The sequence below is a fragment of the Bacillus sp. GS3m_15504 genome (assembly GCF_055825275.1).
The window spans coordinates 3,356,470-3,380,640 of record NZ_JBVVNL010000001.1 but is presented as its reverse complement, the minus strand read 5'-3'; the positions used below and the strand labels follow the sequence as shown (position 1 = coordinate 3,380,640).

25 protein-coding genes, 1 riboswitch and 1 other annotated feature are annotated in these 24,171 nt (G+C 35.6%); of the genes, 16 read left to right on the top strand and 9 right to left on the bottom strand.

The window, feature by feature from the left end; translation table 11 throughout:
* Window positions 1-204: 204 nt before the first annotated feature.
* From gltP to AC0L0O_RS17700, 9 genes are all read left to right on the top strand, one after another.
* A complete protein-coding gene (gene gltP, locus AC0L0O_RS17740; protein WP_000821127.1) occupies window positions 205-1,476 on the top strand; it encodes a glutamate/aspartate:proton symporter GltP in 1,272 nt (423 codons plus the stop codon).
* Window positions 1,477-1,543: 67 nt separating this feature from the next.
* On the top strand, window positions 1,544-2,062 hold the full coding sequence (locus tag AC0L0O_RS17735; protein WP_000824675.1) for a ribonuclease FAU-1 family protein: 519 nt from the start codon (window positions 1,544-1,546) through the stop codon (window positions 2,060-2,062).
* A 120-nt stretch (window positions 2,063-2,182) separates the two neighbouring features.
* Window positions 2,183-2,288: riboswitch (SAM riboswitch) on the top strand.
* Window positions 2,289-2,383: 95 nt separating this feature from the next.
* On the top strand, window positions 2,384-3,700 hold the full coding sequence (locus tag AC0L0O_RS17730) for a Na+/H+ antiporter NhaC family protein (protein ID WP_000665474.1): 1,317 nt from the start codon (window positions 2,384-2,386) through the stop codon (window positions 3,698-3,700).
* Between the two features lie 228 nt (window positions 3,701-3,928).
* Window positions 3,929-4,285 carry a lmo0954 family membrane protein gene (locus tag AC0L0O_RS17725; protein ID WP_000808632.1) on the top strand — a complete coding sequence of 119 codons (357 nt, stop codon included), beginning with the start codon at window positions 3,929-3,931 and terminating at the stop codon, window positions 4,283-4,285.
* Window positions 4,286-4,335: 50 nt separating this feature from the next.
* A complete protein-coding gene (locus AC0L0O_RS17720) occupies window positions 4,336-4,998 on the top strand; it encodes a PspA/IM30 family protein (protein ID WP_000814145.1) in 663 nt (220 codons plus the stop codon).
* 106 nt (window positions 4,999-5,104) lie between these two features.
* Window positions 5,105-5,845: a cell wall-active antibiotics response protein LiaF gene (liaF, locus tag AC0L0O_RS17715; RefSeq protein ID WP_000716089.1), complete on the top strand. Its 741-nt coding sequence runs from the start codon at window positions 5,105-5,107 to the stop codon at window positions 5,843-5,845.
* Window positions 5,845-6,900, top strand: a complete 1,056-nt coding sequence (locus tag AC0L0O_RS17710) for a sensor histidine kinase (RefSeq protein WP_000744337.1) — start codon at window positions 5,845-5,847, stop codon at window positions 6,898-6,900. Before liaF ends, AC0L0O_RS17710 begins: the two co-directional genes overlap by 1 nt.
* On the top strand, window positions 6,897-7,529 hold the full coding sequence (locus tag AC0L0O_RS17705) for a response regulator (RefSeq protein WP_000598709.1): 633 nt from the start codon (window positions 6,897-6,899) through the stop codon (window positions 7,527-7,529). Before AC0L0O_RS17710 ends, AC0L0O_RS17705 begins: the two co-directional genes overlap by 4 nt.
* Before the next feature lie 57 nt (window positions 7,530-7,586).
* A complete protein-coding gene (locus AC0L0O_RS17700; protein ID WP_131372153.1) occupies window positions 7,587-7,925 on the top strand; it encodes a DUF3922 domain-containing protein in 339 nt (112 codons plus the stop codon).
* Between the two features lie 24 nt (window positions 7,926-7,949).
* On the opposite strand, the gene brnQ3 is transcribed toward AC0L0O_RS17700, so the two are convergent.
* On the bottom strand, window positions 7,950-9,305 hold the full coding sequence (gene brnQ3, locus AC0L0O_RS17695) for a branched-chain amino acid transport system II carrier protein BrnQ3 (RefSeq protein ID WP_473785900.1): 1,356 nt from the start codon (window positions 9,303-9,305) through the stop codon (window positions 7,950-7,952).
* 56 nt (window positions 9,306-9,361) lie between these two features.
* Window positions 9,362-9,620: a binding site (T-box leader), on the bottom strand.
* A gap of 273 nt (window positions 9,621-9,893) precedes the next feature.
* On the opposite strand from brnQ3, the gene AC0L0O_RS17690 reads away from it, so the two are divergent.
* On the top strand, window positions 9,894-10,103 hold the full coding sequence (locus AC0L0O_RS17690; RefSeq protein WP_000880630.1) for a hypothetical protein: 210 nt from the start codon (window positions 9,894-9,896) through the stop codon (window positions 10,101-10,103).
* Between the two features lie 39 nt (window positions 10,104-10,142).
* On the opposite strand, the gene AC0L0O_RS17685 is transcribed toward AC0L0O_RS17690, so the two are convergent.
* Window positions 10,143-10,919 (bottom strand): class I SAM-dependent methyltransferase, encoded by a 777-nt coding sequence (locus AC0L0O_RS17685; protein WP_428889020.1) that lies wholly within the window; start codon window positions 10,917-10,919, stop codon window positions 10,143-10,145.
* A gap of 108 nt (window positions 10,920-11,027) precedes the next feature.
* Here AC0L0O_RS17685 and AC0L0O_RS17680 point away from each other — a divergent pair, with 108 nt between their 5' ends.
* The gene (locus AC0L0O_RS17680; protein ID WP_000824723.1) at window positions 11,028-11,879 is read left to right on the top strand and encodes a YhfM domain-containing protein; all 852 of its coding nucleotides are present in this window, start codon (window positions 11,028-11,030) and stop codon (window positions 11,877-11,879) included.
* Between the two features lie 95 nt (window positions 11,880-11,974).
* On the opposite strand, the gene AC0L0O_RS17675 is transcribed toward AC0L0O_RS17680, so the two are convergent.
* Window positions 11,975-12,172 carry a hypothetical protein gene (locus tag AC0L0O_RS17675; protein WP_001053358.1) on the bottom strand — a complete coding sequence of 66 codons (198 nt, stop codon included), beginning with the start codon at window positions 12,170-12,172 and terminating at the stop codon, window positions 11,975-11,977.
* A gap of 151 nt (window positions 12,173-12,323) precedes the next feature.
* Here AC0L0O_RS17675 and AC0L0O_RS17670 point away from each other — a divergent pair, with 151 nt between their 5' ends.
* From AC0L0O_RS17670 to hmpA, 3 genes are all read left to right on the top strand, one after another.
* A complete protein-coding gene (locus AC0L0O_RS17670; protein ID WP_000794479.1) occupies window positions 12,324-13,421 on the top strand; it encodes a site-2 protease family protein in 1,098 nt (365 codons plus the stop codon).
* 114 nt (window positions 13,422-13,535) lie between these two features.
* Window positions 13,536-14,054: a hypothetical protein gene (locus tag AC0L0O_RS17665; RefSeq protein WP_131372145.1), complete on the top strand. Its 519-nt coding sequence runs from the start codon at window positions 13,536-13,538 to the stop codon at window positions 14,052-14,054.
* A gap of 159 nt (window positions 14,055-14,213) precedes the next feature.
* Window positions 14,214-15,422 (top strand): NO-inducible flavohemoprotein, encoded by a 1,209-nt coding sequence (gene hmpA / locus AC0L0O_RS17660; RefSeq protein WP_131372147.1) that lies wholly within the window; start codon window positions 14,214-14,216, stop codon window positions 15,420-15,422.
* A 34-nt stretch (window positions 15,423-15,456) separates the two neighbouring features.
* On the opposite strand, the gene AC0L0O_RS17655 is transcribed toward hmpA, so the two are convergent.
* A complete protein-coding gene (locus tag AC0L0O_RS17655; RefSeq protein ID WP_000600586.1) occupies window positions 15,457-15,969 on the bottom strand; it encodes a Crp/Fnr family transcriptional regulator in 513 nt (170 codons plus the stop codon).
* Between the two features lie 169 nt (window positions 15,970-16,138).
* Between AC0L0O_RS17655 and AC0L0O_RS17650 the strand changes: the two genes are divergently transcribed.
* Window positions 16,139-16,366, top strand: coding sequence for a hypothetical protein (locus AC0L0O_RS17650; protein ID WP_000882907.1), 228 nt, complete (start codon window positions 16,139-16,141; stop codon window positions 16,364-16,366).
* Between the two features lie 293 nt (window positions 16,367-16,659).
* Here the strand turns inward: AC0L0O_RS17650 and AC0L0O_RS17645 are convergent, their stop codons facing one another.
* The 3 genes from AC0L0O_RS17645 to AC0L0O_RS17635 all read right to left on the bottom strand — a co-directional run bounded on the left by AC0L0O_RS17645 (window position 16,660) and on the right by AC0L0O_RS17635 (window position 19,208).
* Window positions 16,660-17,460, bottom strand: a complete 801-nt coding sequence (locus AC0L0O_RS17645; RefSeq protein WP_000455757.1) for a sulfite exporter TauE/SafE family protein — start codon at window positions 17,458-17,460, stop codon at window positions 16,660-16,662.
* Window positions 17,461-17,577: 117 nt separating this feature from the next.
* Complete coding sequence (locus AC0L0O_RS17640; RefSeq protein ID WP_000380282.1) at window positions 17,578-18,576, bottom strand: inorganic phosphate transporter; 999 nt, start codon at window positions 18,574-18,576, stop codon at window positions 17,578-17,580.
* Between the two features lie 11 nt (window positions 18,577-18,587).
* Window positions 18,588-19,208, bottom strand: coding sequence for a DUF47 domain-containing protein (locus AC0L0O_RS17635; RefSeq protein WP_000231442.1), 621 nt, complete (start codon window positions 19,206-19,208; stop codon window positions 18,588-18,590).
* 312 nt (window positions 19,209-19,520) lie between these two features.
* Between AC0L0O_RS17635 and AC0L0O_RS17630 the strand changes: the two genes are divergently transcribed.
* Complete coding sequence (locus AC0L0O_RS17630) at window positions 19,521-21,563, top strand: transglycosylase domain-containing protein (protein WP_131372149.1); 2,043 nt, start codon at window positions 19,521-19,523, stop codon at window positions 21,561-21,563.
* Between the two features lie 118 nt (window positions 21,564-21,681).
* Here the strand turns inward: AC0L0O_RS17630 and AC0L0O_RS17625 are convergent, their stop codons facing one another.
* Both AC0L0O_RS17625 and AC0L0O_RS17620 read right to left on the bottom strand, forming a co-directional pair.
* Window positions 21,682-22,110 (bottom strand): hypothetical protein, encoded by a 429-nt coding sequence (locus AC0L0O_RS17625; protein ID WP_001265553.1) that lies wholly within the window; start codon window positions 22,108-22,110, stop codon window positions 21,682-21,684.
* A gap of 195 nt (window positions 22,111-22,305) precedes the next feature.
* Window positions 22,306-24,129: a Gly-Xaa-Xaa repeat protein gene (locus AC0L0O_RS17620; protein ID WP_473785899.1), complete on the bottom strand. Its 1,824-nt coding sequence runs from the start codon at window positions 24,127-24,129 to the stop codon at window positions 22,306-22,308.
* Window positions 24,130-24,171 lie beyond the last annotated feature (42 nt).

Genomic DNA, 24,171 nt, shown 5'->3' with positions numbered 1-24,171 from the left:
TAACATGGGTTTTGTTTTTGTCAAGAAAATTATTTGCGTTCGGGAAAAGTTATTTTGTTGTCAGATTTTAAATTTTGATTTATGATTTTTAACAGGGACAAAATGTAGTGAATTGTCGAATAATATGTAATACTCTTAATTTCAAGTTTTATAGAGATAGAATGAAAGGTAGAGTGACACATCGAAGAGGGGGTTACAACAAGTATGAAAAGAATAGGACTTGCATGGCAAATATTAATAGGACTTGCGCTTGGTATTGCAGTTGGGGCGATTTTCTTTGATAATCCAGCGGTTGTGAAATATTTACAACCAATTGGTGATATTTTCATCCGATTAATTAAAATGATCGTTGTACCGATTGTTGTAGCAAGTATTGTTGTTGGGGTTGCTGGTGTTGGCGATGTTAAAAAATTAGGCCGACTAGGCGGAAAAACAATTATTTACTTTGAAATTATTACAACAATTGCAATTATTGTCGGTCTATTAATCGCTAATATTTTCCAACCGGGAAAAGGCGTAAATATGGAGCAGTTAACAAAGACAGACATTTCGAAATATACGCATACGACAGAGCAAGTACAAAGTCATTCATTTGCAGATACATTTGTAAATATTGTTCCAACGAACATTATGAAGTCATTAGCTGACGGAGATATGCTTGCTATTATCTTCTTCTCAGTATTATTTGGTTTAGGCGTAGCAGCAATTGGTGAAAGAGGAAGACCGGTTCTTCAATTTTTCCAAGGTGTAGCTGATGCAATGTTTTACGTAACGAACCAAGTTATGAAATTTGCACCATTTGGTGTATTCGCATTAATTGGTGTTACAGTATCTACATTCGGTTTAGCTTCATTAATTCCGTTAGGGAAATTATTAATTGTAGTATACGGGGCAATGATTTTCTTCGTTGTAGTTGTCTTAGGACTTACAGCGAAAATATTTGGAATTAACATTTTCCAATTCTTTAAAATTTTAAAAGACGAGCTGATCTTAGCGTATTCAACAGCAAGTTCAGAAACAGTTTTACCGAAAATTATGGAGAAAATGGAGAAGTTCGGTTGTCCGAAAGCAATTACATCTTTCGTTATTCCGACAGGTTATTCATTTAACTTAGATGGATCAACTTTATATCAAGCAATTGCAGCTATTTTCTTAGCGCAAATGTACGGTATTGATTTATCTATTACACAACAAATTACATTATTACTTGTATTAATGGTTACATCAAAAGGTATCGCAGGTGTACCGGGCGTATCATTCGTTGTATTATTAGCGACACTTGGTACAGTAGGTATTCCACCTGAAGGTTTAGCATTCATCGCCGGTATTGACCGTATTTTAGATATGGCTCGTACAGCAGTTAACGTTGTAGGTAACTCTTTAGCAGCTGTAGTTATGTCTAAGTGGGAAGGTCAATATGACGCTGAAAAAGGACAAGCTTATTTGAAAGAAATTTCTAATAAGCAAGCAGCTTAATTATAATTTGAAAAAAGCTCTCACATAATATGTGAGGGCTTTTCTATATAGAAGGGAAGCGGACGTAATGAAACGTAAATATGGTGACGGTTCTTCGTGGAAGCGACTAATAGAAAGGAATTATACGGTTAAGCAGATAGAAGAGGGAATGCTAGGAATACTGGAAATAAAAAAGGTGAGAGAACCTAGTTATAAAGAATATGATGGTAAGGAACTTTGTATTGCTTGTAATCAGTATACGTGGATTCAGTATTTCATAGATGGGAAAAACTTTGCGATTACCGCTATGTTAGATAATCAGAAAACATTAGTGCAATATTATATCGATGTGGCGAAAGAATATGAAATAGACGACCGTGGTTTACCGTATTTTGATGATTTATATTTAGATGTAGTATTATTACCGAATGGTAAAATGTATGTATTGGATGAAGATGAGTTAGAGGATGCTTATAAAAGTGGCGATGTTACAAAAGAAGAGTATGAGTTAGCTTGGTACACTACAAAGTGGATTATAGCTGCAATAAAAAATAGTGAATTTTATTGGATTTCAATATTGGAAGAAGAAATCAAAAAGTTAAAATGATTATTGTATTCAAATTTTTGTATAATTACCAAAAAAATCTATACAAAAAATAATTGACTTTTGTTTTGTAAGCGAGTAAAGTTAGGGAAGAAATTATTATTAAAAAATAAATATGAAACCTTCTTATAAAGAGAGGCGGAGGGACTGGCCCTACGATGCCTCGGCAGCGGACTCGATTTTAGAGTGCTGTGCCAAATCCAGCAAGCATGTGCTTGAAAGATGAGAAGAGCGTTTCTTATAGATGTATAAGACCTCTTCTCGTTGGAAGAGGTCTTTTGTTATTCATTAGAAAAAAGGTTGAAACTAGGGAGAGATGGTACTTTGAAAGAAACGAGAGGAAATGGTTTGGCTTTATTACCACTTGGGATATTTTTGGCGCTATTTATAGGTTCTGGAATTATTACAGGTGATTTCTATAAATTGCCGATACTTGTAGCAATTTCAATTGCTGTAGGAGTCGCTTTAGCGATGAATCGTAAAGAAAGCTTTCATGTCAAAGTAGAAAGATTTGCTAAAGGTGCAGGAAACCCAGATATTATGATTATGGTTCTAATCTTTGTACTTGCAGGAGCATTTTCTGAAACGGCAAAAGGGATGGGCGGCGTTGATTCTACAGTTAACTTAGCGTTATCAATTTTACCGCAAGGATTTATTATAGCTGGGATTTTTGTTATAGGGGCATTTATTTCATTAGCAATGGGAACTTCAATGGGAACAATTGCCGCATTAGCACCGATTGCTGTAGGTATTAGTGGGCAAACTGATATCTCCATTGCGCTTGCCATGGCTACCGTTGTTGGCGGGGCGATGTTTGGTGATAATTTATCATTTATTTCAGATACAACAATCGCAGCTGTACGTTCACAAGGAACAGAAATGAAAGATAAGTTTAAAACGAACTTTTTAATTGTATTACCAGCGGCTATTATTACAATTGTACTATTAGTAATTCTTACTTTAGGAAGCGACACGCAAGTTAAAGCGCATAGCTTTGACTTGATAAAGATTTTACCGTATGCAGGAGTACTTATTACAGCGCTACTTGGTTGGAATGTACTGATTGTATTAACTGGTGGAACTGTACTATCTGGGGTTATCGGTCTTTTAGATGGAAGTTACACGTTAGAGAGCTTCTTTAAAAGTGTAACGACTGGAATGGGCGGCATGATGGAGTTAGTATTACTCGCTATTTTAATTGGCGGTATGGTTGAATTGATCCAATATAATGGTGGTATTCAATATTTAATGAATCTTTTAACGCGTAACATTCGTTCTAAAAAAGGAGCAGAGTTCGGTATCGCTGGTTTAGTAGGGATGACGAATATGTGTACAGCAAATAATACGATTTCTATTATCTTTACAGGTCCACTTGCAAAAAACATTGCAGATCAATATGAAATTGATCCTCGTAAATCAGCGAGTGTATTAGATCTTTTCTCATGCTGTGTGCAAGGATTAATTCCGTATGGTGCACAAATGTTAACAGCAGCAGGATTTGCGGCGTTATCTCCAATTGAATTGTTACCATATGCGTTTTATCCGATCTTAGTTGGAGTATGTGGAATCATTTCTATATTAATTGGTTTCCCGAGGTTTTCTAAAGTAACGGAAAAGAAAGAGTATCATAAAACAGCATAATGAAAATGAAGTTTATTAAAAGTAACGAAAGCCGTTCAGAGAATGTTCTCTGTGCGGCTTTTTTTGTGCGATAAAAGAGTGAATAATCTCATGCTACCTTATGTTTTTACAAAAGGCTGAATGCAACTCGGTCTTAAGTCTGAGTTGAAAACGGTTCTTAAGCTCGTTATGGAAAAAAGAAAAAATAGTTAAGATAAGAGTATCAAATCGAAGGGAGGCAAGCACAAGATGAAACAATTTCTAGCGTTTATCGCGGCTGGTATTTTAGCTTTAATTGCTCTTGGCAGTCTTGCTGGTATTATAGGATTCGCAATTGGAGCAGGAGTTGTGTACTGGAGCTATAAATCATTTGTGCGAGCACAATCATTTTTTGGAAAGTTAGCTTGGGGTATTGTTGGTTTAATCGGCTTGTCCATCGCCCTTTCTCATTCCCCAGCATTAATCGGTATTGCCGCATTAGTAGTTTTATACTACGGATACCGTGAGTGGAAAAAAGAAAAAGATGTAGTTGTTGATTCTGCTCCAGAAAGTTCTAAACCATATAGCAACTTTGAAGATGAGTGGAACAAGTTAATGAAAAACTAATAAAAAATAAATCAAATTAAATTTATAAAGTAGAAGAGAGGAAGATTATAATGAAACAATCTTTATTCGGACGTGTACGCGATGCAATTTTAGCAGATTTTCATAATGTATTAGATGAGAAAGAAAGAAAAAACCCAATTGCTATGTTAAACCAATATTTACGCGATAGTGAGCGTGAAATAACAAAAATTGAGAAGTTAATTCAGCGTCATAAAACATTAAAATCGAACTTTGCTCGTGAACTTGAGCAAGCTCGTTATTTCGTAAATAAAAGATCAAAGCAAGCGCTTATCGCTCAAGAAGCAGGCGAATTACAACTACATGAGCGTGCATTAGAAGAAGTAGCTTACTATGAAGGGCAAGTAACTCGATTAGAAGAAATGTATGCAGGTGTTGTAGAGCAAATTGATGAGTTAGAGCGTCGTCTTTCTGAAATGAAAAATAAATTAAAAGAAATGCACGCAAAACGTATGGAATTAATGGCACGTGAAAATATGGCACATGCAAATCGTCGTATGAATACTGCGATGCATAAAATGGATGAAAATAATCCATTCTTACGCTTTGAAGAAATTGAAGAGCATATTCGTGACTTAGAAACTCGTATGAATGATGAGCATGAACGTGACACATTTGATATGAAAATTGCAAAACTTGAGCGTGAAATGAAAGAAAAGAACGATGTATCGTTAACGAAAGAGTTAACAAAATAATAGTAGTATATTATAAAACAGGCTTATGATATAGTGATAGGAGAAAAGGTGTTGGAAAGCAATGCCTTTTCTTCTATGTATATGTGACAAGAAGGGGGGAGCTGAAATGAAGAAGCATTTTTCAAAAACACAATTAATGGGGATGCTCCTCATCATATTTGGATTCGGTCTTTTTCTTGATATGATACTTGGACATTTTGAACCAGGTGGTCTTATTTTTGCATTTATTATGCTTATGTTTGGAAGACATTATCGTAAAAAGAATCGTTATGTACGGGGAAATGTATTTTTATTTGTTGGTGGTATCGTATTTTTATTCTTCTTATTTTCATCAGCAGCATTTGTTCTTGTCGTATTTGCTTGTTTAGCTTTAATTGGTTATCAATTGATTCAACAAGGACATAAGCAAAAGGCAATGAAGGTTGAAATTAAAGAAAAAGGGATTATAGACGAAGAGAAGCAAATATATCGTACAGAACCATATTTAAAAAACATGTTTGTAGGTAATGTACGAATGATGGATCATATTTATGAACTTGAGGATATTAATGTTCAATATGGTGCTTGTGATGTGGAAATAGATTTAACAACTGCTATGATTCCTGAAGGGGAGACGGTAATTGTTATTCGGGGTGTCGTTGGTAATATTCGTTTATATGTGCCATATGATATTGAACTGTCTTTAAATCATTCTGTTATTGTCGGACGTGTGCTCTTGCCAGGTCATGAGGAGACAGGGTTTAACCGTAATGTTACATTTAGAACAGAGCAGTATAAAGAGGCTCCTCGTCGTATTAAAATTATTTCTTCGCTTGTCGTAGGCGATACGGAAGTGAGGAAAGTATAATGAAGAAACAAAAAAATATTTCGTGGATGTATATTCGTTATTCTATGTTGTCCTCAGTTAGTATCGCACTCATTTGTACAATTGTATATGTATGGAAAAGCGAGCAACAAGTGTATGATTTATTATGGAAGGAATCCATCGCTTCTGTTCCAATTGGCTTGTTTATTATGACTACAAGTTTACTTATCGGGGGAATTGTAGGATATGCAATCGGTTACTATATAGAGCAGCGTATACAAGGGTTAAATACGTTTCTATTTGAAGTGGAGCGTGGGAATTTTCCGAGCGATGTTTCGTTTACTGCAGATGATGAATTTCATGAAGTGGAACGAAAAGTAATCGTTTTGGCTCGTCGATTAGAGGAGCAAGCTGGACTCTTTCAAAAAGTAACGAATGAACGAGCTCATTGGAATGAAGAGATGAGACAAGAAGCGATTTCCCAAGAAAGGCATCGATTGGCGAGGGAGCTGCATGATTCTGTAAGTCAGCAGCTTTTTGCAATGTCGATGATGATGTCGGCTATTAATGAACAAGTAGCTGAAATTCCAGAAACGACGAAAAAGCAGTTGCAGCTTGTTGAAAATATGGTTGTAAATGCACAATCAGAGATGAGAGCATTGCTTCTTCATTTACGCCCAGTGCAGTTAGAAGGTAAGAAACTAACAGAGGGTATAGAAGAATTATTAACAGAACTGTCTAGAAAGCAACATATGAAAATTGAATGGTTAATTGAACCGATTCAATTAAAAAAAGGTGTAGAAGATCACTTATTCCGCATTGTACAAGAGGCGCTGTCTAATACTTTACGGCATGCGAAAGCAAAGAAAACGGAAGTACGTTTACGCAAAATTGAGCAATATGCAATATTGAAAATTATTGATGATGGTGTAGGTTTTAAAGTAGGAGTGAATAAGGCTGGTTCTTACGGATTAAGATCAATGCAAGAGCGAGTTCATGAAATTGGTGGTACATTAAAAGTGCTTAGTTTTCCAAATAAAGGTACACAAATAGAAGTAAAAGTACCGATTATGATTGAGAGAGGGGGAGAATCATGATAAAAGTATTACTAGTGGATGATCATGAAATGGTTCGAATGGGTGTATCAGCATATTTATCAACGCAGCCAGATATTGAAGTAGTTGGAGAAGCTGAAAATGGAAGAAAAGGTTCAGAGTTAGCACTGCAATTAAGACCGGATATTATTTTAATGGACCTTGTCATGGACGAGATGGATGGTGTTGAAGCAACACGTGCTATTATTCAGGAATGGCCAGAAGCGAAAATTGTAGTTGTAACGAGCTTTTTAGATGATGAGAAATTGTACCCCGTTATTGAGGCCGGAGCGACAAGTTATTTATTAAAAACATCAAGAGCGAGTGATATAGCAGATGCTGTACGAGCTACTTATGATGGAGAAACGGTATTAGAGCCAAAAGTTACTGGTAAAATGATGTCTCGTATGCGCCAGAAGAAAGAACAGCCTTTGCATGAGGAGTTAACAGAAAGAGAGTCTGAAATTTTGTTATTAATTGCAGAGGGGAAAAGTAATCAAGAGATTGCAGATGAATTGTTTATTGCTCTTAAAACAGTAAAGACACATGTGAGTAATATATTAAATAAACTAAATGTAAGTGACCGGACACAGGCGGTTATTTATGCGTTTAGGCATCAATTGACGAAATGATACAGTGAAACTTTAATCAGTGGGGAGCTATTCCCACTGATTATTAGTTTGCACCGAATCTTTTTATTGACGCTAATATATGTAAGCGTTATCATTAAGGTGTTAACAGTACATACAAAGGGGAGAATGTATATGTTAGTTCAAACGATATTTGGCATGGATAAATCAAAAAAATTAGGGGATTATGTGAACGCATTACAAGCGCTTTGTGAACAATATAATGTTGAAACAGATAAAATTGCAATTGTTGAGGCGACAGAAGAGTACTATTTATTTTTAGTAAAGCAAGAAGATTGCTACGACGTTGTCAAAGTAGAAACAGTGGATACAAATATCGACTATTATACGAAAGCGTATAAAATAAGCAGTTTTAATCACACTGCTTATCAAAAGTAAAAAAACTCCCTTTTGGGAGTTTTTTTAGGATGCTTTTACTTCACGAGATTCGGTTAGTAAAGGAACTTTTTTCGCACCGCTTAGTTTAGCGATTGTAAGGCCGATAAGAGCTCCGGCTAATGCAGGTACTAGCCAGCCTATTCCTTCATTATATAAAGGGATAAATTCAAAATATGATGTGATAAATGAAACTGAAATACCCCCTTGTTTTAATCCATCAAATACGCTCACTATAACTGCTCCAATTAAAGCACCTACATAAACAGAACGATATCCCCCGAAGTATTTATGCAGTAACGATAGTAGAACAAGTACGATAGCAATTGGATATACAACAAGTAGAATTGGAACAGAGATGGCAATGATTTTTGTTAAACCTAAGTTAGCAACTAGTAACCCTAAAGCACAAATGATACTTGCAAATGTTTTGTATGAAAATTTAGTCAATAATGTTGAGAAATATTGACTACATGCAGATACGAGTCCAACACATGTCGTTAAGCAAGCGAGTGTAACGATTAGAGCTAGTAGAAGTAAGCCGTATGGACCAAATAATTGTTGTACGATAACAGTAAGTAACTGTCCGCCATTTTCTGCATATCCGAGCGAGACGCTAGTTGTACCGAGCCAGCCAAGCGCACCATATACAAGTACGAGACCAGTAGCGGCAATAAGTCCTGCTTTTGCTGTTGCGATGGCAATGGATTTACGATCATTCACACCTTTAGAGCGAATAGCATTTACAACGATAATTCCAAATGCAAGTGCTGAAATGGTATCCATCGTTAAGTATCCTTCCATAAATCCTTTGAAGATCGGGGAAGTTTGATACTCTTGCATCGCTGGACCTGATTGCCCGAGTGGTGTAAATACACTTTTAACAAACAATAAGAAAATAGAGAGTAATAAAATAGGTGTTAATATATTTCCAATGCGATCTACAAGTTTAGATGGATTCAAGCTCAGCCAAAATACGATAGCAAAGAATATGATTGTATATACAAATAGCACTAGGTTGCTAGAACGGATTGTTTCTGGTAAGAAAGAACTTACGCCCATTTCATAAGCGACATTTGCAACGCGTGGAATACCCATAGAAGGACCAATGGCAATGTATACAACTACCGTAAAGAATATTCCGAATAATGGGTGAACATGACTTGCAAGTTGTTGCATACCATTTCCTGATAAAGAAATTGCGATAACAGTTAGTAGTGGTAAACCGACTCCTGTTAGTAAAAATCCAATCATTGCTGGCCAAAAGTTTTCACCTGCATTTTGTCCAAGCATGGGAGGGAAAATTAAATTACCTGCCCCAAAAAATAAAGAAAATAGCATAAGACCCGTGAAAAAAATATGTTTTTTTGATACAGTGTTCATTGTTTTTCCTCCTTTTTTACATTCATTTGTAAGAACACAAAAAACTCGTCCCTAAAGAAAGGGACGAGTTATATTTACCCGCGATACCACCCTAATTTATACATGTAGAAATGAGTCTATATGTATACGGCTCTGCAACGTACAACATGATACGTGTTCCTTGTAACGGGGGACAGCCGGTAAGAACTTACTGCAACATTCGGTTCTACTTCTCGGAGATGATTTTCGGCTACGCACTGAACGTTGGCTTTCAGCAAATCGCCAACTCTCTGGGGGACAGTTCTATAACGTACTCGTTCTCGTCAATGAATTTTTATTCAAGTATTCTGACAGTATTGTTACATGTTTTTTTTTGAAAGTCAATATTTTTTTGAAAAAGATATATTTATATGAGGAATTATTTGAGGTAATATTCTTTTTTTTTTGAAGTAAAGGGGGATGTAAAATGGGAGTAAAAATTTGTAGAGAATTGTAAAGTTTGCGGAGAAAGTTGATATTTATAGGAGTAAAGAAGGGATTATTTGAATTTACAGAGAATAATACAACAATCCACTTGATGGAAAGAACAAACCAAAAGAGGTGACTGGAATGCTTGCGATGGGAGTATTATTCGGCATTATTGCTATAATTGGTTTTATGTGGTTATATTATTCGCGTTCGTTTAAACAAGCAGAAGTTTTACTCTTTCAAAAAGGTAGTTTGTTGACAAATCAGTCTAGATATTTAGTATGTCCGAAGTGTGGAAGTGCACAGGCCAGAAGTGGAGGATATCAAGAGTGTTGCAAAATTAGATTATGAAAGAAGGAAGCCTCACAAAATAATGTGAGGCTTCCTTCCTTACAATTTCATGGCGCTCCAAATGGTCCACCGATCCCTTTCGATAATAGGAGAGACGTTTTGTAAGGCAGTCTGTACTTGTTGTAGAAGTTGAGAAAGTTCATAATCTGTTAATTCGTATAGAATGGATCGACCTGTTCGGGGGGATAAATCTTGCAATAATGCTTCTACAGAATCATGTATTTTTCGTACTTCCCATTGTGTTTGAGTGGGGAACACGTGAAGAAAATATTTTTGTAATTCTTTTTGTATTGTGGTGGTTTTTGGTCGTCTTTTTGATTCTATTTCGATAAGTTTCGGAAATATAGAGAAAAAATATCCACGAATGTGTTCAGGGCTTCCAGGAATTGTACAATCTTCAATGGTTCGGTCTTGTACAATAAGTACACCGTTTTTCTTTAATATACGAGAAGCTTCACGTAGAAATGTAGGAATGTCTTGCAAATGATGAATAACCGCACGCGAAATAACAATGTCGAATGTATCATTAGGATATGGGGTACTATGTGCATCACCGTGAATGAATGAAATATTTGAAAATCCACTACAATTTTCTTTTGCGGCCTGTAATATTTCTTTTGAAAAATCAAGCCCAACAACACTTTTTGCTCCCATAAGAGCAAGTTCTTTCGTATAAATCCCGCCACCACAGCCAATATCAATTATTTGCTTGTTTTGTATATTTGTAATACCTTTTATCATTTCTTCCCAAGAAATATGGGCATTTCGCTGTGCGTATGTGTATTTATTATTTGCATCGTGAAAATTAATGGGCATGAAACAGACCTCCTTTCAATGCTTAGTATAGCGTATTTTATAGTGTGTCACGTTTTTGTTTTTTATATGAAGATTATAAGAGTTTCTTATTGTAAAAGGAGGATTAAGGTGAAAAGGAAATATGTAGTGCTGTTATTTGCTATGTTATTAGCATCTTGTAGTCAAGTTGAGCAAAAAAAAGAAACAAAAAAAGTGGAAGAGACGGTGAATGAAGTGAAAGAAATAATAGAGGTAACCGTTATACAAAAAAAAGATAAAGAGAAAAAGTTACAGGAATCTGAAGCTAATGTAGTAATAGACATTATCGATAAAGCTGAGAAACAAGAAATAACAGGTAGCTTCGGTGAACCTGAATATGAAATACAAATTAGTAGAGATGGGAAAAAGGAAACATATTATGCATGGCTAAGAGGAGAAGACAGAAAAGGATGGATACAACATAAGAAAGCTATGTATATGCTGAATAAAAAAGATACAGAAAAGCTTTTGGCTATATTTCCAAATGTATCAAAACAAAAAGAAGATGAGATACAGGTAGGTCCTTTAACGGAAGTAACGAAAAAAGATTTGCAGATTACCGCGTTCCATATTAAAGCAGGCAATCAAAAAGTGAATTATACGGTACGGTATACGATTTCACAGTCATTATACAACAAGTTAGAGAAGGAACAAGAATACTATTTGCAGGTCATTTTTCCAGAAAAAGTTCAAAAATTAATTGGAGCAAAAGAGAGTGAAAAAATCTTAGGAGAAAAGGTAAAGGAAGGATATAAACAGTATGAATTGCATGCTACTGTTCCGATACAAGGTGCTTCAGAATCACAATTAAAGTCATTAGAAACATATTATGAAAATTATGATTTGAAAATATTAAATAGTAAACAAGAAAAAATAGGTGTTTTTCAAAATATTATTCAAATTGTGAAAGAGTATGGTGAAAAAATGAATTTACAAAGATAAAGTGAAATTTTAATTAGCCCATGCGAATCAGGATGAATGTAAATTCTGTATGACCTTTCCTAGGAAATGATAATAGAGAGGGGGGCCCCTCTCTATTACTTTGCTTTTGCAGATGGCTCATTCATTGATTTTCGTGTAATAAGAAAAGAAATCATAAGAGCGGAAAGGATGATAAGGGCAATAAATATATGATTGGGCAACAAATCTAATAATAATACGTAACTAACGGTATAAAAAATAAGAGTTGAAGCTAAAAACGATAGAACGCCTATTATGAGAGATTGTAAGTTCATTTGTATACACCTCCTTTTATTTATATTTTTGGCTAAAAATGGATTATATAAACATTATTTCTAACAATAGAAAAAAATATGTCATAATAGAGAAAAGAGTAAGCTTTGATGAATGTATATGATTCATTAATGAAAGATAAAGGAGAGGAATATGAAAAATAATAAAAAAGGATTATGGGGAATTATTGTTGCAATAGGACTATTTTTACTTTCTAAGTTAAAGTGGGTATTTGCAATTTTTAAATTAGCAAAGTTTTCAACAGTATTTAGTATGTTTCTATCACTTGGTGCATACGCAGTTATATATGGTTGGAAGTTTGGGGTAGCGCTCATTTATTTGTTGTTTATTCATGAAATGGGTCATTTATGGGCTGCGAAAAGAAAAGGTATACCGACATCACCAGCAATATTTATTCCATTTATGGGCGCTCTTATTGGGATGAAAGAGATGCCAAAAAATGCAAAAGATGAAGCATATATTGCCTATATGGGTCCTCTTTTCGGATTACTTTCATTTTTACCGGCTATTCCACTTTACATGATAACGAAAGAGCCGTTTTGGGCGCTCATTATTTTACTTGGAAGCATGATTAATTTCTTTAATTTAATTCCAGTTTCCCCGTTAGATGGAGGAAGAATTATTTCAGTTGTAAGTACGAAAATTTGGGGAGCGGGGCTTGTTTTATTACTTGGTTATTCAATTTATTTTAAAAGTATTTTGGGAGGATTTATTGTTATTATCGGCTGTATGGAATTGTATAGAGTAATAAAAAGAGATGAGCCAATTAAGGAATTAGGATATAGAATTGATGGAATGAAAGAATATATTGCAAGGCTTGAAGAGGAGTTAAAAGAAACTGGTGCTGTGCATCGAAATATATATATGATGCAACATGAAATAAATGTATTAAGGCAAAAAGAAAGAGAGAAAGAATTAAAAACAGGAGAATTTCAAAAGATTGAAGTGTTAGAGTATTTGTTACCGAAGTTTGAGCCACTTGATTACGTCCCATATGAAGATGAAAAAGAAACACATACCATTCATATAAGAGAAGCATTTGAAATGTCAGAAAGAAAATTAGAGGAATGGGATGCGGAAAAGAGACAACAGGAAAACTATTATAAAGTGGATACAAAAACGAAATGGACGGTATTTGCTTGTTATATCGGATTAATGGCTATACTTGGTTACGCAGCTTATGAAGGATATATTGTTTTACAAGAACATTTGCCAACGAGAAATGTATAAAAGAATATTGTCGAAATGATAGGAAGAATTTATACAGGAATTATATTTCTACGAGAGAATGTTACAAGTATAGTCATACATTGTAATATCTTTAGTAGAGAAGGAGTTCTGTATATGAAGAAATGGTTAAATGTATTCGTGATTATTATCGTAATGATCATTGCGAGCTATAGTCTTATGAAAGTATTATTACATTATGCGAATAAGCCCGCTGGGGTAAGTACAACAGCTGAAATAGAAGATGTGCAAGAAGAGACAAAAGTACTAGATTTTATTCGTATGACACATGAAAGTTATAATAATTTCTTAAATTATGGTAAAGCAGAGAATTATACAGAAGGGGACTGGAACCAATTTAAACAATGGTTTCAACAACAAGAATCATCGTTAAAAAATATACATACAGACATAAAGAATGAAAAAATAAAACGTGATGTAAATAGAAGCTATGAAATTGCAAAAAAAGGTGTGGAGCTCCAAAATATTGAGTATGTAGTGTATGCACATCGCGTATACCATGATTTAGATATTATTGTAAATAAATATAGAGGTGAAACGAACATCTGGGGGTATACAGAATTTGGAGATGGGAAAGATATAAGGGTAATTGAACAAGCGATACAGTCTAAATAATAAGCGAGCTAGCATTCTAGTTGGCTTATTTTCTTTTGTAAGTGCAATGTTCATATATTTTTCACAAAAACACCGTGTTAATAGTGATTAAAATCACAATCTGTATTATACAATTCAGTTAAACTAAAAACAGTTAAGGAAATAGAGGAGTGGGATACAATGTTAAGTGAAAAAACAATTGAAATCGTAAAGTCAACAGTACCATTATTACAGGAAAAAGGCGTTGAAATTACAACGAGATTTTATGAAATTTTATTTTCGGAACATCCGGAGTTATTGAATATTTTCAACCATACAAATCAGAAAAAGGGAAGACAACAACAAGCGTTAGCGAATGCTGTTTATGCAGCTGCAACGTACATTGATAATTTAGAAGCTATTATTCCAGTTGTAAAACAAATTGGTCATAAGCATAGAAGTTTAGGTATTAAAGCAGAGCATTATCCGATTGTAGGTACATGTTTATTACGTGCAATTAAAGAGGTCGCAGGTGCACCGGATGAAGTATTAAACGCATGGGGAGAAGCATATGGTGTCATTGCTGATGCATTCATTAGCATTGAAGCAGAGATGTATGAAGAAGCGGCACATAAAGAAGGTGGATGGAAAGATTTCCGTAACTTTGTGGTTGTTAAAAAAGTGAAGGAAAGCGATGTTATCACGTCATTTTATTTAAAACCTGAAGATGGAGGGAAAGTTTCTTCATTCATTCCAGGACAATATGTAACGGTTCAAATAAATATCGAAGGTGAAACATATACACATAATCGTCAATATAGCTTATCAGATGCTCCTGGAAAAGAATATTATCGTATTAGTGTCAAGAAAGAAAAAGGTGTAGATACGCCGGATGGTAAAGTATCTAATTACTTACATGATCATGTAAAAGAAGGCGATATGTTACCAGTAAGTGCACCAGCAGGAGATTTCGTATTAAATATGGATTCAACTTTACCAGTTGTCTTAATTAGTGGTGGAGTAGGTATTACACCAATGATGAGTATGCTAAATACGTTAATTGAACAAGATTCAAAACGTAATGTATGTTTTGTTCATGCAGCGATAAATAGTGATACACATGCAATGAAAGAACACGTTGAGGCAGTAGATAGTGAATACGAACAAGTTAAAGCATATACTTGTTATTCTGCACCAACTGAAAAAGATTTAGAAATGAAGAACTTTGATAAAGAAGGTTTTGTGGAAAGAGAATGGTTACAAACTATTATTCCGACAACTGAAGCAGAGTTTTATTTCTGTGGTCCAGTACCATTTATGAAACATATAAATGCTGTACTAACTGATTTAGGTGTGAAACAAGAACATATTCATTATGAATTTTTCGGCCCAGCAGCAAGCTTACAATAAATTGAGCTTTAATAAGCAAAAAAAAAACGAGGTGTTATTTCACCTCGTTTTTTATTTGTTCTCGTAATAGTCGATTTACTGTTTCGCGGCGTATACCGATCAGTTGACCAATTTCAGTTTGCGTTAATATTTCATATATAGGAATGTCACCTAAATATAGTGTGAACCATTCTTGTAAGCGATGAAGACGTTCTTTCGGAGAGACGGTTGTCAATTGATCGATACGCTGCTGCATCATTCTTAATTTTGATTGTAATTGCATAGCGATATTTGCATATGATGCAGGATTTGCTTGAAGTTGATCATACCATTCATTACTCATTATAGGTTCAACTTCTGTTTTCATTAAAGCAATTGCTGTACCGTGATATTCCTTCGGTGAGATTAAAGAATGGTGAGGTATCGTTTCTCCTGGAACGATAATATTGAATAGAAATGGTGTTCCATCTTCTTCTAACCTTACTACTTTTAATAAACCTGTTTTTATAAAATATAAAGGACCGTCCTCACCTTGACGGAATAGTACATCTCCTTTGTGTAAAATCAATGTTAGCCCCCCATTTAAACATTTCTATTTCTTTTATTTTAGCGTATATGTATAAAGATAATATGCTTTACAACAGCAATTTCATTGACGAAATATATGCTATTACAGTAGTATACTATTTAGTGTGTAATAGTACTAGCAATGAATACGCTGTAGGGGGTTTAGTATATTGTTAGATGCGATAAAAATGACGGATATGAGAATTCCAGCGAATGCTATCATTCATGTAGAAGAGATGAAAGGTGGAGTCGTGTTATCCGTTGAAGTAGACGGCCAAATTATTTATACGATGGCTTATGATGAAGAAACAGATAGTTATGCTGAATTATATGATCGAAACGATAAGAGGGCGTGCCAAGTACATGAAGATTTTATGGGATGGTCACTTCTTCATTAAAAAAGATGTCAATATGACATCTTTTTTTATTAAACCGATAGAATATACAAAGAAATGAAATATAAGGATAAAATTTGTAATAAATGATTTTGCATTGTTAGCACTTTGTAACTGCAACTGAATTATTTTTTCGCTATCATAAAGATAACAGTCGCAGTTATAGGAGTGGTCAACTTGAAGAAAGTACATATTTCCAATTATATGTTATTAAGTGTTTGTTTAATTTTATTCGTTTTATTAGGAAGTTTTTTATATTCATGCGTATAAGAAAAACGCATTCTAAAAGGAACGCGTTATAAAAAAGAAGTAATGATTAATCTAGTACCAAGAATAATTAATGTGATACGTAATAAATTAATTACGGCTTTACCACTTAATTTTGTATTAATATAAGCCCCGATTTTTCCACCGATCCATGCGCCCGGAATAAGAATTAATGCGTAAATCCAGCTAACATTTCCAAGGGAGATGTGAGTTGCAGAACTTACAATTGCTGATAGAAATACGATAAACATCGAAGTTGCTACAGCGATATGTGCTGGGAATGCAAAAAGTAACATCATTGCTGGAACGAGTAAGGCACCGCCACCAATTCCAAATAATCCAGATATAAAACCAACTATAAAGGCGATAAAGATAGCGAGAAGCGGTGGGAATTGATAGTGTACAGTGTTTCCTTCGTTATCTGTAAAAGAACGTTTAATTACAGTCATATTTGATAAAGAAAGAGGCTTTAATTTGTCTCGTAACATAAGAAGAATGGAGACGAAAATAAGGAAAATCCCAAAATATAAAGAAAATGTATCTTGGTTTAAAAATTTATTTGCCCATGAGCCGATAATACCACCAGGGCCACTCCCGATAAATAAAATAAGTCCACTTTTGTAATCTACTCGTTTATGCTTCATATAAGTAAGGGTGGAAGATAGTCCTGTAAAAACGACTGTTACCATTGAAGTTCCTACTGCAAGTTGTGGTGACAGGCTATGTAATCCGATTAATAACGGAACAATAATAATTCCCCCACCAAGACCGACTAGACTCCCGACTGTCCCAGCGATTAGCCCGATGAAAAGTAACATGATGTATTCCAAAATTGACAACTCCTCTATATAACTTATCCACCAATTATTATACACGCTTTTTCATGAGAAAAAGCTTTGTTCACAAAAAAGTCGTCTTCCTAGAAAAATAAGGAAGACGACTTTTTATTAAAAGATTAAGTGTAATAAAGAGTAAAATAAAGCAGCTAATGAAGCTGAAATAGGAAGTGTGATAACCCAAGTAATTAACATGCGTTTTGCAGTTCCCCATTTTACACCTTTTACACGATGAGAAGCACCAACCCCTAAAATAGAAGAGGAGATAACGTGCGTCGTACTAACTGGTAAGTGAATAAATGTTGCCCCGAAAATAACAAGAGATGATGATAAATCAGCAGCTACACCATTTACAGGACGAATTTTCATGATTTGTCCACCGACAGTTTTAATAATTTTCCATCCGCCGACAGAAGTACCAAGACCCATTGCAATTGCACAAGATAATTGTACCCAGAACGGGATGTCGCTCGAAGTATGATAGTTATTAGCCATAAGAGCCATCGTAATGATTCCCATTGCTTTTTGCGCATCATTCGTACCATGTGTATAAGCCTGTAATGCAGCAGTGAAAATCTGGAATATACGGAAATTCTTATTCGTTTTCGTTAAGTTAAAGTTTTTAAATACTACTTTAAAAATACTGTATACGGTATAACCAATAACGAAAGCGATAATTGGTGAAATGATTAAAGCTTCAATAATTTTAATGAATCCTTTAAGATTTAGCGAGCTAATCCCAGCGGCAGCAATTGCTGCACCTGCGATTGAGCCGATAATTGCATGCGAAGAACTACTTGGAATACCGTAGTACCAAGTAATTAAGTTCCAAGCTATTGCTGCAAGCAAAGCAGCTAAAATTACAAGAGAACCATTTTGTAAGGCGAATGGATCAACGATATCTTTTGTAATCGTTTTTGCTACACCTGTAAATGTCATTGCACCTAAAAAGTTCATAATAGCCGCCATAACAATGGCATGTCTAGGCTTTAGGGCTTTCGTTGAAACAGCCGTTGCAATAGCGTTTGCTGTATCGTGAAAACCATTGATAAAGTCAAAAGCTAAAGCGCAAATGACTACTAAAACGGTCAGTATCAAGAGTGTATCCATGATCAAACTCCTTACGCGTTCTTCATAATAATTGTTTCTAATACGTTTGCAACGCTTTGGCAGCTATCCGCTACTTCTTCAAGCTCTTCGTAAATCTCTTTGTATTGAATGATCTTAATCGGATCTTTTTCACGAGAGAATAAGTGCTTAATCGCATGACGGCGAATATCATCACATTGTGATTCGTAATCCTTAATCTTAATCGCATTTGTACGAATGTCGACTAATTTTTTGTTAGACATTAATTCAACAGAGTTTGCAATTTCAATCGCACATTGATTAATTGCTTCTACGAATTTAATCATGTATTCATCAGCTTCTGTAATAGAATACATTTCGAATAGACCAGCACTATGATCTAATCCGTCTAATACATCATCCATACTCATTGCAAGCTGTAGGATGTCCTCACGTTCAATAGGAGTAATAAACGCTTTGTTTAGCTCCATAATGATTTCGTGAATAAATGAGTCGCCTTTTGACTCATAATCTTTCATGCGCATAGAAAACTCTTTTAAATCGCTAGCATTTTTAATTTTATACTCCACGAAAAACTGCGCGCCTTCTTTTAAATTTTCGGAAACATTCATTAACATTTCAGAAAATTTATCTTTTTTTGATTTAAAGACCATTATTAGTTACCCCCACAAAAGTAATATATGTAAAATATATTGGCTAGTCAATTCTAACAAAAAACTGTCGTTTTTTAAAACATTTTATCGAAAAGTTTACAAAAACTTAACATAACTCTCGTTGTTGTATTAATAATATTAATAATCAAGATTGAATATCTTACTTGTAGAATGTCCTTTTCGTGCAAAAAGTATGAATGGGAAAGAAAAGCTTTACACTACAGGAAAGACTACGTTATTATAATAAATTTAAAAGGAGGTATAATCTTCCTTTTAAAAAGAAGAGTGTAAACAAACAAAGGAAGTGAACGAATGAAATTGAAGAACACTCACTTAAAAAAAATGCAGGAGTGGTTCAACAAGAGAAAGAAGCTTCGTAATTTATTAATTATATTAGGAAGTTTACTCGCTACTCTATTTATTGCTATAAATATAATAATTTCCATTCAAGACATATCTGAATTAAAGCAAGCTGTTCCGCAACCGACTTTAATTTATGATGCAAATAATGAAGTTGCGACTAAATTAGCTTCTTCTAAAACAGAAGGTGTGAAAAGAAAAGATATTCCTGATATTATGGTTCAAGCAATTGTTGCAGTAGAAGATAAGGAATTTTTTAACCATCACGGTATTTATTATAGTGGAATTATAAGTGCAGTTTTTAAAAATATTACAGCAGGAGAAGTTGTAGCAGGGGGAAGTACAATTACACAACAACTTGCGAAAAATGTATTTCTGACACAAGACCGCACATACTCTCGAAAAATAAAGGAATATTTTTTAACAAAAAAAATAGAGCGTACGTATACGAAAGATGAAATCATTGAAATGTATATGAACCAAATTTATTTTGGTGAAGGTGCTTGGGGTATAAAAAGGGCAGCTAAATCTTATTTTGATAAAGATGTAAAAGATTTAACAATTTCAGAAGCTGCAACGATTGCAGGCTTGATTAAAGCACCATCTGCGTATTCACCTTATAAAAACTTTAACAAGTCAATTGAAAGACGTAATGTCGTATTAAGTTTAATGAAAGAGCAAGGGTATATTTCTGACGAACAGTATAATAAAGAAAAAGAGAGCGGGCTTGTGTTAAAACGTGGCGTTGATGATAAATACAAGGGAAAATACTCTCAATATGTAGACTATATTGTTAGAGAAGCGATGGACAAGTACGAATTAACACAAAATGAAATTTTAGCAGGTGGTTATCGTATTTATACAGAGCTTGATCCGAAAAAACAACAGGCTGTAGAAGACGTTGTGAATAATGATAGTTATTTCAAAGATAGTGGCTCAGACCAACTTATGCAAACGGGTGTAGTTCTTATGAATCCAAAAACAGGTGGTGTACCAGCTCTAATAGGAGGCAGAGGGCCCTATCAGTTTTTACAGTTTAACCATGCAACACAATTAAAAAGACAACCTGGTTCAACGCTAAAGCCTTTGGCTGTATATGTACCAGCGTTAGAACAAGGATATGAAGTATACGATATATTAAAAGATGAACCATTTAACATTAAAGAATATAAACCACAAAATAGCGATCATACTTTTCACGGTGATGTGACAATGTATGAAGCTGTGGCAAAATCGTATAATGTTTCGGCTGTGTGGCTATTAGAACAAATTGGATTAGATAAAGGATTGAAATCTTTAGAGCGATTTGGTATTCCATTAGTACCAGAAGATCGTACGTATCCGATTGCTTTAGGCGGTATGCATGTGGGGACATCTCCATTTGTAATGGCTCAAGCATACAGTACATTTGCAAATGACGGTGTCCAAGTGGAAGCTCATGCAATTAGAGAGATACAAAATGCTGAAGGTGAAACGATTGGAAAGTGGTATAAGAAAGAGACACGAGTGACGAGCGAGAAAACTTCTCAAAAGATGACATATTTATTAAAAGGTGTTGTCGAAAAGGGGACGGGTGAAAAGGCAAAAGTTACTAATATTGATACAGCAGGTAAGACAGGAACTACTCAAATTGTAAATGGTCCGAGCACCGGTGCAAAGGATTCATGGTTTGTTGGATACACACCAGATTTGGTAGGTGCGATTTGGGTAGGATATGATAAAACAGATAGCGATCATTATGTTCCAGGTGGTAGTCAAATTACGACGACAATGTTCCGGGATATTATGAAAAAAGCGAACGCAAATCCAGCTCAAAAAGCATTCCAGTTATCACTCATATCTGAGGCTGATTATAAAAAACAATTGACTACAATAGAAGAGGAAAAACGAAGAAAAGAAGAAGAGAAGAGAAGAAAAGAAGAAGAACAACAACGAAAACAAGAGCAGCAAGAGTGGCTTGATAAAGTGAAAGAATGGATTCCTTCATTTTGGTAAAAGAAAGAGGCGAATAAAGAAATTCGCCTCTTTTTTGTATGAAAACAAAATGAAATTTTAATTGGTAGAGATTTTTGTCTATCTTAATTAGCTATTAATTCATATGAGATATATGAAATTACTCGTTAAGTATAATGTTCGTACTGCCAAAAGATTCGGAATCGTATGTGATGATTATTTTGCCTTTACTAATAGGTTCGTAAGGTAATTCTTCTTCATAATTACCGTTATTTTCATTGTGGATAGAAAGTGTAATTTCATCGATCTTTTTATTTGTATACTGATCTTTAATCGTTTCAGCAATCTGGAGCAACGCCTCGGAACTAGAAGCTTTTGTAATAAGCATTCCTTTTATAACTTTTTTTTCATTCTTTGTGGCATTGGAATAAGGGATGTTGCTTTGTTTCGTATATAGAAGTTTGTATGGAGTAGTTTTTTTCTCTGCTTTTGATATAGTGGAATATTTTAGAGTTAAAAAAAATCCTACACATAAAATAATGCATACCATAAGTGCAAACCAAATGCGTATTAGTGACATAACTCTCATTTTCATCCCTCTTTCATATCTTTGACTTCACTATTTATCATACAAAATAAGGATTAAGATAGAGTAAATTTGAGGTAAAGAAACGTAAAGAAGGAGCACTTATCCTCCCAAATAAGTGCTCCTTTCTATATAAAGAGAGATTTAATGCACGGTTAAACGATACATATTATTATAAATATACTTTTTAAGCGAAAATTAGTAAATTCGGAATACAGATAGTGTTGCTGTTGTATCGCCTGTGTTAGGAATAGAAATAGTGTTTGCTGTAGGTTGTACAGAAATTGTTGTACCAGCTTCTAAAGTAACGATTGTAGAGAACGATACAGCACTACCGATAACGTTAGTTGAGAAATTACGAGTAGGTGGTTGACCATTGAATGAAATACCGAATCCAAATGGTGAAGATCCTGGGAAAGTTGTAGACGCTGAGAAACTAATATCATATACGCCTGTTTCTAAAATTGTTAAAGTATCTGCAGTGTCATTAAAATTAATGTTATTTATTTCGAAAACTTGATTAAATTGGATGTTTGTTCCAGGGGATATTGTTTGAGCATTGGAGTTTCCGATTGCCGCAATCGTTACAGGAATTGGTGTACCCGCTGGTCCAGTAGCGCCAGTAGCACCCGCTGGTCCTTGAATACCTTGAGGCCCTTGAGGTCCAGTAGCACCCGCCGGTCCTTGCGCACCAGTAGCGCCAGTAGCACCTGCTGGCCCTTGAGCACCTTGCGCACCAGTAGCGCCAGTAGCACCTGCTGGCCCTTGAGCACCTTGCGCACCAGTAGCGCCAGTAGCACCTGCTGGTCCTTGAACACCTTGCGCACCAGTAGCGCCAGTAGCACCTGCTGGTCCTTGAATACCTTGAGGTCCTTGAGGTCCAGTAGCACCCGCTGGCCCTTGAGCACCTTGCGCACCAGTAGCGCCAGTAGCACCCGCCGGTCCTTGAGCACCTTGCGCACCAGTAGCGCCAGTAGCACCTGCCGGTCCTTGAATACCTTGAGGTCCAGTAGCACCCGCTGGCCCTTGAGCACCTTGCGCACCAGTAGCGCCAGTAGCACCCGCTGGTCCTTGAGCACCTTGCGCACCAGTAGCGCCAGTAGCACCTGCTGGTCCTTGAACACCTTGAGGTCCAGTAGCGCCAGTAGCACCTGCTGGCCCTTGAACACCTTGAGGTCCTTGAGGTCCAGTAGCACCTTGAACACCTGCTGGTCCTTGAGCACCTTGCGCACCAGTAGCGCCAGTAGCACCCGCCGGTCCTTGAGCACCTTGCGCACCAGTAGCGCCAGTAGCACCCGCCGGTCCTTGAACACCTTGAGGCCCTTGAGGTCCAGTAGCGCCAGTAGCACCCGCTGGTCCTTGAATACCTTGAGGTCCTTGAGGTCCAGTAGCACCTTGAACACCTGCTGGTCCTTGAGCACCTTGAGGTCCTTGAGGTCCAGTAGCACCTTGCGCACCCGCTGGTCCTTGAGGCCCAGTAGCACCAGTAGCACCCGCCGGCCCTTGAGGCCCAGTAGCGCCAGTAGCGCCAGTAGCACCAGTAGCACCTGTTGCGCCTCCGCCTCCAAGGCAACCTGATCCGTATTGAACTAGAATAGTTTGGATCTCTGTTATGAGTCTAACTAGTTTGTCAATCGTACAACAATCTACTTTGAATAACTTAGCGATATACAATAAATAATTAAGCAAGCTTTGTAGCTCAACGTATAATGCTCCGCATGAGAAAGGTGTTGTTCTTAAAATAGTTAATAAATTAGCAATAATAGAATTTCCAATTTGTTTTTGTGCTGGAGATAAATCTAAGCAATTGAGGAACTTTTGTAAGTTATTGAGCGCAGCTATCAAGTTATTGATATTAGTTTGAGAAGGGTTCTGAAAGACAGCTTGAATAGCTTGGCCAAGAGCTTGAAGAAGTCTAACGAATTCTGTAAGTTCGGACTTAGAGATGTTAATATGACTACAAGCTCTTACTTCGCAACAATCAATACCATAAAATACTTTTCCTTTATTTTTATTGTTCATCTTTTCATTCCTTTCTTTCATAGAATCAATAGTCATTACTAT

Excerpts from the sequence above, each read along its gene's own strand:
- gltP (WP_000821127.1), top strand. The coding sequence starts at position 205 with ATGAAAAGAATAGGACTTGCATGGCAAATATTAATAGGACTTGCGCTT.
- AC0L0O_RS17735 (WP_000824675.1), top strand. The coding sequence starts at position 1,544 with ATGAAACGTAAATATGGTGACGGTTCTTCGTGGAAGCGACTAATAGAA.
- AC0L0O_RS17725 (WP_000808632.1), top strand. The coding sequence starts at position 3,929 with ATGAAACAATTTCTAGCGTTTATCGCGGCTGGTATTTTAGCTTTAATT.
- AC0L0O_RS17720 (WP_000814145.1), top strand. The coding sequence starts at position 4,336 with ATGAAACAATCTTTATTCGGACGTGTACGCGATGCAATTTTAGCAGAT.
- liaF (WP_000716089.1), top strand. The coding sequence starts at position 5,105 with ATGAAGAAGCATTTTTCAAAAACACAATTAATGGGGATGCTCCTCATC.
- AC0L0O_RS17710 (WP_000744337.1), top strand. The coding sequence starts at position 5,845 with ATGAAGAAACAAAAAAATATTTCGTGGATGTATATTCGTTATTCTATG.
- AC0L0O_RS17705 (WP_000598709.1), top strand. The coding sequence starts at position 6,897 with ATGATAAAAGTATTACTAGTGGATGATCATGAAATGGTTCGAATGGGT.
- brnQ3 (WP_473785900.1), bottom strand. The coding sequence starts at position 9,305 with ATGAACACTGTATCAAAAAAACATATTTTTTTCACGGGTCTTATGCTA.
- AC0L0O_RS17690 (WP_000880630.1), top strand. The coding sequence starts at position 9,894 with ATGCTTGCGATGGGAGTATTATTCGGCATTATTGCTATAATTGGTTTT.
- AC0L0O_RS17685 (WP_428889020.1), bottom strand. The coding sequence starts at position 10,919 with ATGCCCATTAATTTTCACGATGCAAATAATAAATACACATACGCACAG.
- AC0L0O_RS17675 (WP_001053358.1), bottom strand. The coding sequence starts at position 12,172 with ATGAACTTACAATCTCTCATAATAGGCGTTCTATCGTTTTTAGCTTCA.
- AC0L0O_RS17670 (WP_000794479.1), top strand. The coding sequence starts at position 12,324 with ATGAAAAATAATAAAAAAGGATTATGGGGAATTATTGTTGCAATAGGA.
- AC0L0O_RS17665 (WP_131372145.1), top strand. The coding sequence starts at position 13,536 with ATGAAGAAATGGTTAAATGTATTCGTGATTATTATCGTAATGATCATT.
- hmpA (WP_131372147.1), top strand. The coding sequence starts at position 14,214 with ATGTTAAGTGAAAAAACAATTGAAATCGTAAAGTCAACAGTACCATTA.
- AC0L0O_RS17640 (WP_000380282.1), bottom strand. The coding sequence starts at position 18,576 with ATGGATACACTCTTGATACTGACCGTTTTAGTAGTCATTTGCGCTTTA.
- AC0L0O_RS17635 (WP_000231442.1), bottom strand. The coding sequence starts at position 19,208 with ATGGTCTTTAAATCAAAAAAAGATAAATTTTCTGAAATGTTAATGAAT.
- AC0L0O_RS17630 (WP_131372149.1), top strand. The coding sequence starts at position 19,521 with ATGAAATTGAAGAACACTCACTTAAAAAAAATGCAGGAGTGGTTCAAC.
- AC0L0O_RS17625 (WP_001265553.1), bottom strand. The coding sequence starts at position 22,110 with ATGAGAGTTATGTCACTAATACGCATTTGGTTTGCACTTATGGTATGC.
- AC0L0O_RS17620 (WP_473785899.1), bottom strand. The coding sequence starts at position 24,129 with ATGAACAATAAAAATAAAGGAAAAGTATTTTATGGTATTGATTGTTGC.